This is a genomic window from Escherichia sp. E10V5, from assembly GCF_004212315.1.
Classification (GTDB): domain Bacteria; phylum Pseudomonadota; class Gammaproteobacteria; order Enterobacterales; family Enterobacteriaceae; genus Escherichia.
This window is the reverse complement of sequence record NZ_RHJM01000020.1, coordinates 100,359-115,529: the sequence shown is the minus strand read 5'-3', so window position 1 is coordinate 115,529 and position 15,171 is coordinate 100,359. Positions and strand designations below refer to the sequence as shown.

9 protein-coding genes are annotated in these 15,171 nt (G+C 50.7%); 5 read left to right on the top strand and 4 right to left on the bottom strand.

The window, feature by feature from the left end:
• The first annotated feature begins 103 nt into the window (after positions 1 to 103).
• Positions 104 to 754, top strand: coding sequence for a lipopolysaccharide kinase InaA (gene inaA, locus D9738_RS15075; RefSeq protein ID WP_130260534.1), 651 nt, complete (start codon positions 104 to 106; stop codon positions 752 to 754).
• Positions 755 to 807: 53 nt separating this feature from the next.
• Here inaA and yfaE read toward each other — a convergent pair whose 3' ends face one another.
• The 3 genes from yfaE to nrdA all read right to left on the bottom strand — a co-directional run bounded on the left by yfaE (position 808) and on the right by nrdA (position 4,632).
• Entirely contained in the window at positions 808 to 1,062 is a 255-nt protein-coding gene (yfaE, locus tag D9738_RS15070) for a ferredoxin-like diferric-tyrosyl radical cofactor maintenance protein YfaE (RefSeq protein ID WP_130260533.1), read from the bottom strand.
• A complete protein-coding gene (nrdB, locus tag D9738_RS15065; RefSeq protein ID WP_130207160.1) occupies positions 1,062 to 2,192 on the bottom strand; it encodes a class Ia ribonucleoside-diphosphate reductase subunit beta in 1,131 nt (376 codons plus the stop codon). Before nrdB ends, yfaE begins: the two co-directional genes overlap by 1 nt.
• Positions 2,193 to 2,346: 154 nt before the next feature.
• Entirely contained in the window at positions 2,347 to 4,632 is a 2,286-nt protein-coding gene (gene nrdA / locus D9738_RS15060) for a class 1a ribonucleoside-diphosphate reductase subunit alpha (RefSeq protein ID WP_130207159.1), read from the bottom strand.
• Positions 4,633 to 5,320: 688 nt separating this feature from the next.
• Here nrdA and yfaL point away from each other — a divergent pair.
• On the top strand, positions 5,321 to 9,061 hold the full coding sequence (gene yfaL, locus D9738_RS15055; protein ID WP_130260532.1) for an AIDA-I family autotransporter adhesin YfaL/EhaC: 3,741 nt from the start codon (positions 5,321 to 5,323) through the stop codon (positions 9,059 to 9,061).
• A 140-nt stretch (positions 9,062 to 9,201) separates the two neighbouring features.
• Here the strand turns inward: yfaL and ubiG are convergent, their stop codons facing one another.
• Entirely contained in the window at positions 9,202 to 9,924 is a 723-nt protein-coding gene (gene ubiG, locus D9738_RS15050; protein ID WP_130207157.1) for a bifunctional 2-polyprenyl-6-hydroxyphenol methylase/3-demethylubiquinol 3-O-methyltransferase UbiG, read from the bottom strand.
• Positions 9,925 to 10,070: 146 nt separating this feature from the next.
• On the opposite strand from ubiG, the gene gyrA reads away from it, so the two are divergent.
• From gyrA to D9738_RS15035, 3 genes are all read left to right on the top strand, one after another.
• Positions 10,071 to 12,698 (top strand): DNA topoisomerase (ATP-hydrolyzing) subunit A, encoded by a 2,628-nt coding sequence (gyrA, locus tag D9738_RS15045; RefSeq protein ID WP_130260531.1) that lies wholly within the window; start codon positions 10,071 to 10,073, stop codon positions 12,696 to 12,698.
• A 148-nt stretch (positions 12,699 to 12,846) separates the two neighbouring features.
• The gene (locus D9738_RS15040; protein WP_130260530.1) at positions 12,847 to 14,535 is read left to right on the top strand and encodes a DUF2138 domain-containing protein; all 1,689 of its coding nucleotides are present in this window, start codon (positions 12,847 to 12,849) and stop codon (positions 14,533 to 14,535) included.
• Positions 14,532 to 15,155: a DUF1175 domain-containing protein gene (locus D9738_RS15035; protein ID WP_130207155.1), complete on the top strand. Its 624-nt coding sequence runs from the start codon at positions 14,532 to 14,534 to the stop codon at positions 15,153 to 15,155. The genes D9738_RS15040 and D9738_RS15035 overlap by 4 nt, the downstream gene beginning before the upstream one ends.
• The last annotated feature ends 16 nt before the right edge of the window (positions 15,156 to 15,171 follow it).

The window sequence follows — 15,171 nt, the reverse complement described above, 5'->3', positions numbered from 1 at the left end:
AACAAGTCCATTTTTGTACACAAAAATCTTAAGGATTTCTTAAGGCAACACTTTATATTTCCATCCTGATAATTAACGTGCACATAGTGCCGGATGGTAAGTAATGGTGTCAGGAACGGAAGACGAACAATTTGAACGTTGGTGGGCGACCAAAGGAGACTGGGTCGAAGAACCCAATTATCGACGCAATGGTATGAGTGGTGTGCAGTGTGTAGAGCGCGATGGTAAAAAGCTTTATGTGAAGCGTATGACTCAGCATCTCTTTCATTCGCTGCGCTATCCCTTTGGACGCCCGACGATTGTGCGGGAGATTGAGGTGATAAACGATTTGGAGCGCGCGGGCGTTATCGTGCCGAAAATCGTATTTGGTGAAGCAATCAAACGAGAAGGGGAATGGCGGGCGCTACTGGTTACCGAGGATATGACCGGTTTCATCAGTATTGCAGACTGGTATACACAACATGCTATTACCCCTTACCCAGACGATGTGCGTGAAGCAATGCTACACGCGGTGGCACAAGCGTTTAAAAAAATGCATAGCGTCAAGCGTCAGCATGGCTGTTGCTACGTTCGTCATATTTATGTGAAAACGAAGGGTGTGGCGGAAGCGGGGTTTCTTGATCTGGAAAAAAGTCGCCGCCGATTGCGTCGTCAAAAAGCAGCTCAGCATGATTTCGCCCAACTGGAGAAGTATTTATCTCCCATTCCTCCCGACGACTGGGAGCAGGTGAAAGCGTATTACTACGCCATGTAATCGTTGTAGGCCAGATAAGACGCATAAGCGTCGCATCTGGCACTAGTACCCGATTACAACTCTATTTCAATATCGCCTTTTGCCCGGCAATAACAGGGCAAAATCTCCCCTGGCTGAATAAAGGCTAACGGTTCGGCAATCCAGTCAACCTGACCTGCAACCAGGCGAGTGCGACAGGAGCCGCAGTAGCCTTCGCGACACTGGTACTCAACCGCCACATTATGGGATTCCAGCGCCGCCAGAAGGGAAGGGTGTTCATCCTGGCACAGCAGTTGTGTGCCAGTGATGCGCAAGGTAACGCGGGTCATCAGAGCTGGAAGTTACTCAAATCGTCGGTGTCCACTTCCGAGTCAATTTGACCGACCAGATAAGAACTCACCTCAACTTCCTGTGGGGCAACCTGCACGTTATCCGACACCAGCCAGGTATTGATCCACGGGATCGGGTTGGAACGTGTCTGGAACGGCAGATCCAAACCGACAGCTTGCATGCGGATGTTGGTGATGTACTCCACGTACTGGCAGAGAATGTCTTTATTCAGACCAATCATCGAACCGTCACGGAACAGATAATCCGCCCAGTCTTTCTCCTGCTGTGCCGCCTGGACAAACAGCTCATAGCACTCCTGCTTACACTCTTCGGCTATTTCCGCCATTTCCGGATCATCCGCGCCGCTGCGCAGTAGATTCAGCATATGCTGAGTACCGGTCAGGTGCAGGGCTTCGTCACGGGCAATCAGGCGAATAATCTTGGCGTTACCTTCCATCAGTTCGCGTTCTGCAAAGGCAAAGGAACAAGCAAAGCTGACGTAGAAACGAATGGCTTCCAGCGCGTTAACGCTCATCAGGCAGAGATAAAGTTTTTTCTTCAGCTCGCGCAGGCTAACGGTCACGGTTTTACCGTTGACGGTGTGGGTGCCTTCGCCCAGCAAATGCCAGTAACTGGTCATCTCGATCAGTTCATCGTAATAGCGGGAAATGCCTTCCGCGCGTTTCTGGATCTGTTCATTGGTGACGATATCGTCGAATACAACAGACGGATCGTTAACGATATTACGAATGATATGGGTATAAGAACGAGAGTGAATCGTTTCTGAAAATGCCCACGTTTCTACCCAGGTTTCCAGTTCCGGGATCGAGATCAGCGGCAGCAGAGCCACGTTCGGACTACGACCCTGAATGGAATCCAGCAGTGTCTGGTACTTCAGGTTGCTGATAAAAATGTGCTTTTCGTGTTCAGGTAGTGCCTGGTAATCAATACGGTCGCGAGAAACGTCAACTTCTTCCGGACGCCAGAAGAAAGAGAGCTGCTTTTCGATCAGCTTTTCGAAGATTTCATATTTTTGCTGATCGTAGCGGGCCACGTTGACCGGCTGACCAAAGAACATCGGTTCTTTGAGCTGATCATTCTTCGTCTGTGAAAATGTGGTATATGCCATGAATATGTCCTGTTGGGAGTTTAATGCCGGATAAGGCATTTTACGCCGCATCCGGCATCCAGAGCCTGATGCGACGCTGGCGCGTTTTATCAGGCCTACAAAATTCGAGACGTAGGCGGATAAGACATTTTACGCCGCATCCGGCATCTCAATATCAGATCTTACATGCGCCGCTTTCGCAGCCATCGTCCTGGATTGACGGCACCAGATCGTCCTGCGCATCTTCTGCGCCGTCACGGGTGTTCTGATAATACAGCGTTTTGACCCCGAATTTGTAGGCGGTGAGCAGGTCTTTCAGCAACTGCTGCATCGGCACTTTTCCTGACGGGAAGCGTGACGGATCGTAGTTAGTATTCGCAGAGATCGACTGATCGATAAATTTCTGCATGATACCAACCAGTTGCAGATAACCATCGTTACCCGGCATTTCCCACAGCAGTTCATAGGCATCGTGCAGGTGTTCGTAGTCTGGAACGACCTGGCGCAGAATACCGTCTTTCGACGCTTTAATGCTGACATAACCGCGCGGCGGTTCAATGCCGTTAGTAGCATTAGAGATCTGCGAAGAGGTCTCGGAAGGCATCAGCGCTGACAGTGTAGAGTTACGCAGGCCGTAAGTTTTGATCGACTCACGCAATGCTTCCCAGTCGTAATGCAGCGGCTCATTAGCGATGGCATCCAGATCTTTCTTATAGGTATCGATCGGCAGGATCCCTTTCGCATAGGTGGTTTCGTTAAACCACGGGCACGCGCCTTGCTCTTTCGCCAGCTCATTAGACGCTTTCAGCAGGTAATACTGAATGGCTTCGAAGGTTTTATGCGTCAGGTTGTTGGCGCTGCCGTCGGAGTAGCGTTTACCGTGCTTCGCCAGATAGTAAGCGAAGTTGATCACACCAATACCCAGTGTACGACGACCCATCGCTCCACGTTTGGCTGCCGGGATCGGGTAATCCTGATAATCCAGCAGCGCGTCGAGTGCGCGTACCGCCAGAACGGCCAACTCTTCCAGTTCATCCAGGCTGTTAATTGCACCCAGGTTGAAAGCCGAAAGCGTACACAGCGCGATTTCACCGTTTTCGTCGTTAACGTCATTCAGCGGTTTGGTCGGCAGAGCGATTTCCAGACACAGGTTAGACTGGCGCACTGGCGCGATGGCCGGATCAAACGGGCTATGGGTATTGCAGTGGTCAACGTTCTGAATATAGATACGACCAGTAGACGCACGTTCCTGCATCATCAGTGAGAACAGCTCAACGGCTTTCACACGCTGCTTGCGGATGCTGTCGTCTTTCTCATATTTGGTGTACAAGCGCTCAAACTCTTCCTGATCGGCGAAGAATGCGTCATACAGCCCCGGTACGTCGGACGGGCTGAACAGGGTGATATCTTCACCTTTCAGCAGACGGGTATACATCAGTTTGTTGATTTGTACCCCGTAGTCCATATGACGCACGCGGTTGCCTTCAACCCCACGGTTGTTTTTCAACACCAGCAGGCTTTCCACTTCCAGATGCCAGATTGGGTAGAACAGCGTTGCCGCACCGCCGCGCACGCCGCCCTGGGAGCAGGATTTCACCGCTGTCTGGAAATGTTTGTAGAACGGAATGCATCCGGTATGGAACGCTTCACCGCCACGAATCGGGCTACCCAGTGCACGAATACGCCCGGCGTTGATGCCGATCCCCGCACGCTGGGAAACGTATTTCACAATCGCGCTGGAGGTCGCGTTAATGGAATCCAGGCTGTCGCCGCACTCGATCAGCACGCAGGAGCTGAACTGGCGAGTTGGGGTACGCACGCCGGACATGATTGGCGTCGGCAGCGAAATTTTAAATGTGGAAACCGCGTCGTAAAAACGCTTCACGTATTGCAGACGCGTTTCGCGCGGGTAGTTCGAGAACAGGCACGCAGCAACCAGAATATAGAGGAACTGTGCGCTCTCGTAGATTTCGCCGGTCACGCGGTTCTGTACCAGATATTTGCCTTCCAGTTGCTTAACGGCAGCATAAGAGAAGGTCATATCACGGTCGTGAACGATAAACGTGTCCATCTGCTTGAACTCTTCTTCCGTGTAGTCTTCCAGCAGATGATTATCGTATTTGCCCATTTCGACCATTTTCACCACGTGGTCGTACAGCGCAGGCGGCTCAAACTGGCCGTAGGCTTTTTTACGCAGGTGGAAAATTGCCAGGCGCGCGGCGAGATACTGATAGTCCGGTGCATCACGGGAGATCAGGTCAGCGGCAGCCTTGATAATAGTTTCGTGGATGTCGGAGGTCTTGATTCCGTCATAAAACTGAATATGGGAGCGCAGCTCGACCTGGGAAATCGAAACGTTATGCAGTCCTTCTGCCGCCCAGTCCAGAACGCGATGGATTTTGTCGAGATTGATGCGCTCTGTGCTACCGTCGCGCTTTGTCACCAGCAGATTCTGATTCATGTATGTCGTACCTGTTTTTGGAATTCTTTCCGCAATAGTTTCACGGCAACTACCTGTAGTAAGGAAAGCTGCAACGAACACTATATATAGGGGGTATGTTTGGGATTCACTGCAAGATAGTGTGAAAACGGCCCTCTTGCAAGTGCATAACTTTGTGGATAACTCAGGAAGGAAAAAACGACTTCCGCGTACCTTAGGTCAGACAAGGTGTCCGGGAAAGTCAATGGGAAGAGAAAAATTTGTTAAAAATAACCGTTCGGTGATTTCTTGAACGCTCAATTTAAGATAATTATTGATCCAGGTTATTTGTTGCGCTTTTGTCAGGTGTGGTGAAAATTGATGCCATCACAAATTCATATAACGTCGGCACTTAATGTTATGTTTATGATGTGAGCGAATGTAAATGGCTGCGGTTCACGGAACAGGTATTTTTTAATCAACAGATGTGAAATAAAAGTTTGTTATGTTGATTATTCCAGGTAAACAAGAAACGAATTAATCAGTTTAATGTGTTTTAATTATTGTTATTTCATAATTTGGTCAGTGTCAAAAGGAATAATTTATTTCTTTTAGAAGATGTTATTTTAGTATATATATTTTAAATGTTTCTTATTTACAATTAATCATTATCTACAATCACAATATGTCTTTTAATGATGGCGTGTTATTTCTCACAGGCTGTCAGATTATGAATAAAAAACGGATTGTTTTTATCAGGAAAGGATATCTATTAATTATCCCAGCCGTCGTTGCTTGCGTGTTTACGCGTGCAAACGCCGCGTCGCAGGTTCTGGCTTCATGTCAGGGTGTTAACGTTACTGCCAGTTGTCGGGCCAGCTATCAAAGTCTTTCAGGTAGTACACAGACCTGGAATGTTGCTGACGGGCAATGGCTTGTTTTTTCCTCTATGGCAAATGATGCCAGTGGAGGCGCGGTATTTTTACAACAAGGTGCTGATTTCACATTATCAGCACAAGACGGAACAGGGATGACTCTGTTTGAAAATAATGCCGTGAGCGGTGAATATAATAATGGCGGAGCTATCTTTGCAAAAGAAAACTCAACGCTGAACCTTACTCAGGTTATTTTTGATAATAACATCGCTGGAGGGTATGGAGGGGCGATCTACTCTGCGGGAACAAATGACGCTGGTGATATTGATCTTAGCATTACCAATGCTGTATTTACGGATAATGTTGCTAATGATGGTAAAGGTGGCGCAATCTATTCGATTAATAATAATGTCTACTTAAATAACACTGTTTTTGATAATAATCAGGCATATACATCAACAAGTTACAGTGATGGTGATGGTGGAGCCATCGATATTACTGATAATAATAGCGATAAAACACACCCATCAGGATTTACCATTATTAACAATACTTCGTTCATAAATAACACTGCTGAAGGTTATGGTGGCGCAATTTATACCAGTAGCACGACTTCTCCTTATCTTATTGATATCGCTGTTGATGACAGCTACAGCCAGAACGGGGGCGTATTAGTAGATGTGAATAACAGCGCATCCGCTTATGGTGAAGACGCTTCGGCAGCAGCTGGAGGCTTTCTGTATACAGGGTCAAGTGAAATCCGTTTTGATGTTGCGGCTGATAAAACCTTGATCATTGGCAGTACAGAAAATGATGGGGCTATCGACTCCATTGCGGGGACTGGCGTTATTACCAAAGCCGGAGCGGGAGAACTGGTACTTAACGCTGATAACAATGATTTTACCGGCGAGATGAGAATTAAAAACGGTGAAGTCACGCTAGGGCGGAATAATTCGCTGATGAATGTGGGTGACAGCCAGTGCCAGAGCAATCCTCAAGATTGTTATGGACTGAGCGTTGGCAGTATCGGACACACAGATAATCAGGCAGAGCTTAACGTCGGTTCGACTCAGCAAACATTTGTACATTCGTTAACGGGTTTTCAGAATGGCACTTTAAATATTGACGCTGGCGGCAATGTTACCGTCAACCAGGGCGGTTTTGCCGGAACTATACAAGGGGAAGGGCAACTGACTATTGCTGAAAACGGGAGTTATGTACTGGCGGGTGCGCAGTCGATGGCGCTGACCGGCGATATTGTGGTGGAAGATGGCGCAATCCTCTCGCTTTCGGGTAACGCCACGGATCTTGCGGAGATGCAAGACGATCCGCAGTCCATCGTGTTAAATGGCGGCGTATTGGATCTCTCCGATTTTACTACCTGGCAGAGCGGTACGTCAGAGAACGATGGTCTGAAAATCAGTGGCAGCGGCGGTACGGTGATTGGTCAGCAGGATGTTGTCGATCTTTACGGTGGCGACGATCTGCATATTGGCGATGACGGGAATAATGGTGTTTATGTGGTGGTGGATGCAGGTGACGGGCAGGTCAGCCTGGCAAATGACAATCAATACCTCGGCACAACACAAATCGCTTCCGGTACGCTGGTGGTGAGCGACAACTCTCAGCTTGGTGATACCCACTATAACCGCCAGGTTATCTTTACTGATAATCAACAAGATAGCACGATGGAGATTAACTCCAACGTTGACACGCGTTCAGATGCGGCAGGCCACGGACGTGATATCGAAATGCGCGCCGATGGTGAAGTGATGGTGGATGCGGGTGTAGACACGCAGTGGGGCGCACTGATGGCTGACAGCAGCGGGCAGCAGCAGGACGTGGGAACCACACTGACGAAAACCGGTGCAGGAACGTTGGAACTGACTGCCAGTGGCACGGCGCAGTCGGCGGTGCGAGTGGAAGAAGGCACGTTGAAAGGCGATGCTGTGGATATCTTTCCTTATGCATCATCGCTGTGGGTCGGTGATGGGGCGACGTTCGAGACTGGTGCGGATCAGGATATTCAGTCTATTGATGCTACTTCCAGCGGCACTATCGACATCAGCGATGGTACGGTTTTGCGCCTGACCGGGCAGGATACTTCCGCCGCACTGGATGCCTCGCTGTTTAACGGCGACGGTACGTTGGTGAATGCCACCGATGGTGTGATGTTGACAGGTGAGCTTAATACCAACCTGGAAACCGACAGTCTGACTTATCTTTCAGACGTGACGGTTAATGGTGATCTGACCAATACGTCCGGTGCGGTTAGCCTGCAAAATGGCGTCGCTGGCGATACGCTGACGGTAAACGGTGATTATACCGGCGGCGGTACGCTACTGCTCGATAGCGAATTAAACGGCGATGACTCAGCAAGCGACCAACTGGTGTTGAACGGTAATACTGCTGGCAACACGACCGTGGTGGTTAACCCCATTACCGGGATTGGTGAGCCGACATCTACAGGCATTAAAGTGATTGATTTCACAGCCGATCCCACGCAATTTCAAAACAATGCGCAGTTTAGTCTGGCGGGCAGTGGCTACGTCAATATGGGCGCTTACGACTATACGTTGGTGGAAGATGATAATGACTGGTATCTGCGCTCGCAAAAAGTCACTCCGACGCCACCGCCCGATCCGGATCCGACTCCCGATCCCACGCCGGAGCCCGACCCAACACCCGCTTATCAGCCTGTGCTGAATGCCAAAGTTGGGGGATATTTTAATAACCTTCGGGCGGCAAATCAGGCGTTTATGATGGAGCGACACGATCACGCTGGTGGCGATGGTCAGACGCTGAATTTACGCGTTATCGGCGGAGATTATCATTACACAGCAGCAGGGCAGTTGGCCCAGCATGAAGACATTTCTACGGTACAGCTTAGCGGCAACCTGTTAAGCGGAGACTGGGGCGATGATGGCCAGTGGATGCTAGGGGCCGTAGGTGGCTACAGTGATAATCAGGGGGACAGTCGCTCAAACATGACCGGAACTCGCGCCGATAACCAGAACCACGGTTATGCTGTTGGGCTGACCTCAAGCTGGTTTCAGCACGGTAGCCAAAAACAAGGGGCATGGCTGGATAGCTGGCTGCAATATGCCTGGTTTAGCAATGATGTTTCTGAACAAGGTGATGGTGCGGATCATTACCATTCGTCGGGGATCGTTGCTTCGCTGGAAGCCGGCTATCAGTGGTTACCGGGGCGTGGTGTGTTAATTGAACCGCAGGCGCAGGTGATTTATCAGGGCGTGCAGCAGGATGATTTTACCGCCGCTAACCATGCGCGGGTGTCACAATCGCAGGGCGATGATATTCAGACGCTGCTGGGATTACACAGCGAATGGCATACTGCGCTTCATATCACGCCAACGTTGGATTTGAATTATTATCACGATCCCCATTCGACGGAAATTGAAGAAGATGGTAGCCAAATCAGCGACGATGCGGCGAAGCAGCGTGGTGAAATAAAAGTGGGAGTAACGGGCAATATCAGTCAGCGAGTTTCCCTGCGTGGCAGCGTGGCGTGGCAGAAAGGAAGCGATGATTTTGCCCAGACGGCAGGGTTTTTGTCGATGACGGTGAAATGGTAATCGCTGTCCGCCCGGCATCGTTGCCGGAGGCGGCGTAAACGCCTTATCCGGTCGGCGGGGAGCATTTGTAGGCCTGATAAGACGCGGCAAGCGTCGCATAAGGCATTGGCACGGTTGCCGGATGAATCCAAACAACAACCTTACTTATTCTGTGTGTGCAGCATATAGTTCACATCAACGCCGGGGCCGAGCTTAAAAGTATTAGTGATCGGGTTATAATGCAGCCCGATCATATGGCGCTCTTTTAGACTGGTTTGATCCACCCAGCCCAGCAATTCTGCCGGTTTAATAAACTTCTTCACGTCGTGCGTGCCTTTAGGCACCATGCGCAAAATATATTCAGCGCCGACCACCGCCATTAGCCACGACTTGCCATTACGATTAAGCGTGGAGAAAAAGACATCGCCACCCGGTTTTACCAGTTGTGCACAGGCTCTGACCACTGACTGCGGATCGGGAACGTGTTCCAGCATCTCCATGCAGGTCACCACATCATACTGCCCGGCATGTTTTGCCGCGTGTTCTTCCACGGTTTCCTGTACGTACTCTACCTGAATACCGCTTTCCAGCGCGTGCAGCTTTGCCACCTGCAATGGCTCAAAGCCCATATCCAGACCGGTCACCGTCGCGCCTTCGCGCGCCATACTCTCGGCCAGAATGCCGCCGCCACAACCGACATCGAGCACCTTTTTGCCAAATAAACCGCCAGCACGCTCGGCAATATAGCCCAGACGCAGCGGGTTAATGCGGTGCAGTGGTTTGAACTCGCCTTCCAGATCCCACCAGCGGGAGGCGACGGCTTCAAATTTAGCGATCTCTTCGTGGTCTACGTTATGGTTTACCGGCGATTTTTCGGCATTCATTGGCACTTCTACTCCGTAATTGGCAAGACAATCGAGTATATCAGGCATTGGATGTGAATAAAGCGTATTGGTTTACCTCAATCTGCGCGGCTGTGTTATAATTTGCGACCTTTGAATCCGGGATACAGTAGAGGGATAGCGGTTAGATGAGCGACCTTGCGAGAGAAATTACACCGGTCAACATTGAGGAAGAGCTGAAGAGCTCCTATCTGGATTATGCGATGTCGGTCATTGTTGGCCGTGCGCTGCCAGATGTCCGAGATGGCCTGAAGCCGGTACACCGTCGCGTACTTTACGCCATGAACGTACTAGGCAATGACTGGAACAAAGCCTATAAAAAATCTGCCCGTGTCGTTGGTGACGTAATCGGTAAATACCATCCCCATGGTGACTCGGCGGTCTATGACACGATCGTCCGCATGGCGCAGCCATTCTCGCTGCGTTATATGCTGGTAGACGGTCAGGGTAACTTCGGTTCTATCGACGGCGACTCTGCGGCGGCAATGCGTTATACGGAAATCCGTCTGGCGAAAATTGCCCATGAACTGATGGCCGATCTCGAAAAAGAGACGGTCGATTTCGTTGATAACTATGACGGCACGGAAAAAATTCCTGACGTCATGCCGACCAAAATTCCTAACCTGCTGGTGAACGGTTCCTCCGGTATCGCCGTAGGTATGGCAACCAACATCCCGCCGCACAACCTGACGGAAGTCATCAATGGTTGTCTGGCGTATATCGATGATGAAGACATCAGCATTGAAGGGCTGATGGAACACATCCCGGGCCCGGACTTCCCGACGGCGGCAATCATTAACGGTCGCCGCGGTATTGAAGAAGCTTACCGTACCGGTCGCGGCAAGGTGTATATCCGCGCTCGCGCAGAAGTGGAAGTTGACACCAAAACCGGGCGTGAAACCATTATCGTCCACGAAATTCCGTATCAGGTGAACAAAGCGCGCCTGATCGAGAAGATTGCGGAACTGGTAAAAGAAAAACGCGTGGAAGGCATCAGCGCGCTGCGTGACGAGTCTGACAAAGACGGCATGCGCATCGTGATTGAAGTGAAACGCGATGCGGTCGGTGAAGTGGTGCTCAACAACCTCTACTCCCAGACCCAGTTGCAGGTTTCTTTCGGTATCAACATGGTGGCATTGCACCATGGTCAGCCGAAGATCATGAACCTGAAAGACATCATCGCGGCGTTTGTTCGTCACCGCCGCGAAGTGGTGACCCGTCGTACCATTTTCGAACTGCGTAAAGCTCGCGACCGTGCGCATATCCTTGAAGCATTAGCTGTGGCGCTGGCAAACATCGACCCGATCATCGAACTGATCCGTCATGCGCCGACCCCTGCAGAAGCGAAAACCGCGCTGGTTGCTAATCCGTGGCAGCTGGGCAACGTTGCCGCGATGCTGGAACGTGCTGGCGACGATGCTGCGCGTCCGGAATGGCTGGAGCCAGAGTTCGGCGTGCGCGATGGTCTGTACTACCTGACCGAACAGCAAGCTCAGGCAATTCTGGATCTGCGTTTGCAGAAACTGACCGGCCTTGAGCACGAAAAACTGCTCGACGAATACAAAGAGCTGCTGGATCAGATCGCGGAACTGTTGCGTATTCTGGGTAGCGCCGATCGTCTGATGGAAGTGATCCGTGAAGAGTTGGAGCTGGTTCGTGAACAGTTCGGTGACAAACGTCGTACTGAAATCACCGCCAACAGCGCAGACATCAACCTGGAAGATCTGATCACCCAGGAAGATGTGGTGGTCACGCTCTCTCACCAGGGCTACGTGAAGTATCAGCCGCTTTCTGAATACGAAGCGCAGCGTCGTGGCGGGAAAGGTAAATCTGCCGCACGTATTAAAGAAGAAGACTTTATCGACCGACTGCTGGTGGCGAACACTCACGATCATATCCTGTGCTTCTCCAGCCGTGGTCGTGTCTATTCGATGAAAGTTTATCAGTTGCCGGAAGCCTCTCGTGGTGCACGCGGTCGTCCGATCGTCAACCTGCTGCCGCTGGAGCAGGACGAACGTATCACCGCGATCCTGCCGGTGACCGAGTTTGAAGAAGGCGTGAAAGTCTTCATGGCGACCGCTAACGGTACTGTGAAGAAAACCGTCCTCACCGAGTTCAACCGTCTGCGTACCGCCGGTAAAGTGGCGATCAAACTGGTTGAAGGCGATGAGCTGATCGGCGTTGACCTGACCAGTGGCGAAGATGAAGTAATGTTGTTCTCCGCCGAAGGTAAAGTGGTGCGCTTTAAAGAGTCTTCTGTCCGTGCGATGGGCTGCAACACCACCGGTGTTCGCGGTATTCGCTTAGGCGAAGGCGATAAAGTCGTCTCTCTGATCGTGCCGCGTGGCGATGGCGCCATCCTCACCGCAACGCAGAACGGTTATGGTAAACGTACCGCAGTGGCGGAATACCCAACCAAGTCGCGTGCGACGAAAGGGGTTATCTCCATCAAGGTTACCGAACGTAACGGTTTAGTGGTTGGCGCGGTGCAGGTAGATGATTGCGACCAGATCATGATGATCACCGATGCCGGTACGCTGGTACGTACTCGCGTTTCGGAAATCAGCATCGTTGGCCGTAACACCCAGGGCGTGATCCTCATCCGTACTGCGGAAGATGAAAACGTAGTGGGTCTGCAGCGTGTTGCTGAACCGGTTGACGAAGAAGATCTGGATACCATCGACGGCAGTGCCGCGGAAGGGGACGATGAAATCGCTCCGGAAGTGGACGTTGACGACGAACCGGAAGAAGAATAATTTCATCGCTTCATGACTGAAGGGAGTAAACATCCCTTCTTCGAAATGAAAAGTCCAGGCTGCAAAGTCTGGGCTTTTGTCGTATTAGGGCGCGCTAAAGGGCGAGTTCGTTCGTCAAAAATGACGGTTATACACAAGGAATGTGGCAATGAGCGGTGAAAAAAAGGCGAAAGGCTGGCAGTTTTATGGCCTTGTAGGTGTCGGTGTTGTTGCGCTCCTTTCCGCGGGCGTCTGGGCATTGCAATACACTGGCAGCGGTCCAGAAAAAACGTTGTCGCCGCTGGTAGTGCACAATAATTTGCAAATCGATCTCAATGAGCCTGACCTCTTTCTCGATAGCGACTCTCTAAGCCAGCTTCCCAAAGATCTCCTTACTATTCCTTTTCTCCACGATGTCCTGAGTGAAGATTTCGTTTTCTATTATCAGAATCATGCCGATCGTCTGGGCATTGAAGGCAGTATTCGCCGCATTGTCTATGAACACGATCTCACGCTGAAAGATAAGCTCTTTTCGTCGCTCTTAGACCAGCCCGCGCAGGCGGCACTGTGGCACGATAAACAAGGCCATCTTTCACATTATATGGTGCTTATCCAGCGTAGTGGCTTGAGCAAGTTGCTGGAGCCATTGCTGTTTGCTGCTACCAGCGACAGCCAGTTAAGCAAGACGGAAATCAGTAGTATTAAGCTAAATAGTGAAACCATCCCTGTTTATCAGTTGCGCTATAACGGCAATAATGCCCTGATGTTCGCGACATATCAGGACAAGATGCTGGTGTTTTCCAGCACGGATATGTTGTTTAAAGATGACCAGCAGGATACCGAAGCCACGGCGATCGCAAGTGATTTGTTGAGCGGCAAAAAACGTTGGCAAGCCAGCTTCGGTCTGGAAGAGCGTGCTGCCGAAAAAACGCCAGTACGCCAGCGCATCGTGGTCAGTGCAAATTTGCTGGGTTTTGGCTACCAGCGATTAATGCCTTCTTTTGCTGGCGTACGCTTCGAAATGAGCAACGACGGCTGGCATAGCTTTCTGGCGTTAAATGATGAATCCGCTAGCGTGGATGCCAGTTTCGATTTTACGCCGGTATGGAGCAGTATGCCTGCCGGGGCAAGCTTCTGCGTGGCGGTGCCTTACTCGCACGGTATTGCTGAAGAGATGCTCTCACAAATCGCTCAGGAAAACGACAAGTTGAATGGGGCATTAGATGGTGCCGCCGGGCTGTGCTGGTATGAGGATTCAAAACTGCAAACCCCGCTGTTTGTTGGTCAGTTTGATGGCACTGACGAACAGGCGCCATTGCCAGGGAAACTGTTTACCCAAAATATTGGTGCTCGTGAAAGCAAAGCGCCAGAAGGCGTATTACCGGTAACTCAAACTCAGCAGGGCGAAGCGCAAATCTGGCGTCGCGAAGTGAGTTCCCGATACGGTCAGTATCCGAAAGCGCAGGCGGTGCAACCAGATCAATTAATGTCGGATTATTTTTTCCGCGTGTCGCTGGCGATGCAAAACAAAACGCTGCTTTTCTCCCTCGATGACACGCTGGTTAATAATGCGCTGCAAACACTGAATAAAACCCGCCCGGCAATGGTGGATGTGATACCCACTGATGGCGTCGTTCCGGTCTATATCAATCCACAAGGAATGGCGAAACTGCTGCGTAACGAAACGCTGACCAGTCTGCCGAAGAATCTCGAACCGGTTTTTTATAACGCCGCACAAACTTTATTAATGCCGAAACTGGACGCTTTATCGCAACAGCCTCGTTATGTCATGAAGCTGGACCAGATGAAACCGGGCGCCGCCTGGCAATGGTTGCCAATCAACTGGCAGCCATTATGAGGCGTGGACTGCTGGCACTGATTTGCTGGCTGTGTTGTTTTGTTGCTCATAGCGAAATGCTGAATGTCGAACAATCGGGACTATTTCGTGCCTGGTTTGTGCGCATTGCGCAGGAACAGCTACGCCAGGGGCCAAGTCCACGTTGGTATCAACAGGATTGCGCAGGCCTGGTGCGCTTTGCAGCGAACGAGTCGCTGAAAGTTCACGATAGCAAATGGCTTAAAAGTAACGGTCTGTCAAACCAGTATCTACCGCCAGAAATGACGCTAACACCTGAGCAACGACAACTGGCACAAAACTGGAACCAAGGGAACGGGAAAACCGGCCCCTACGTGACCGCGATTAATTTGATTCAGTACAACAGCCAGTTTATTGGCCAGGATATAAACCAGGCACTGCCAGGCGATATGATTTTTTTCGATCAGGGCGATGCCCAGCACTTAATGGTCTGGATGGGGCGTTACGTCATCTACCACACCGGAAGCGCCACGAAAACTGACAACGGAATGCGCGCAGTCAGTCTGCAACAACTTATGACATGGAAGGACACCCGATGGATACCCAACGATTCCAATCCCAATTTCATTGGCATTTATCGTTTAAATTTTCTGGCGCAATAGCGGCCTGCCTGTGCCT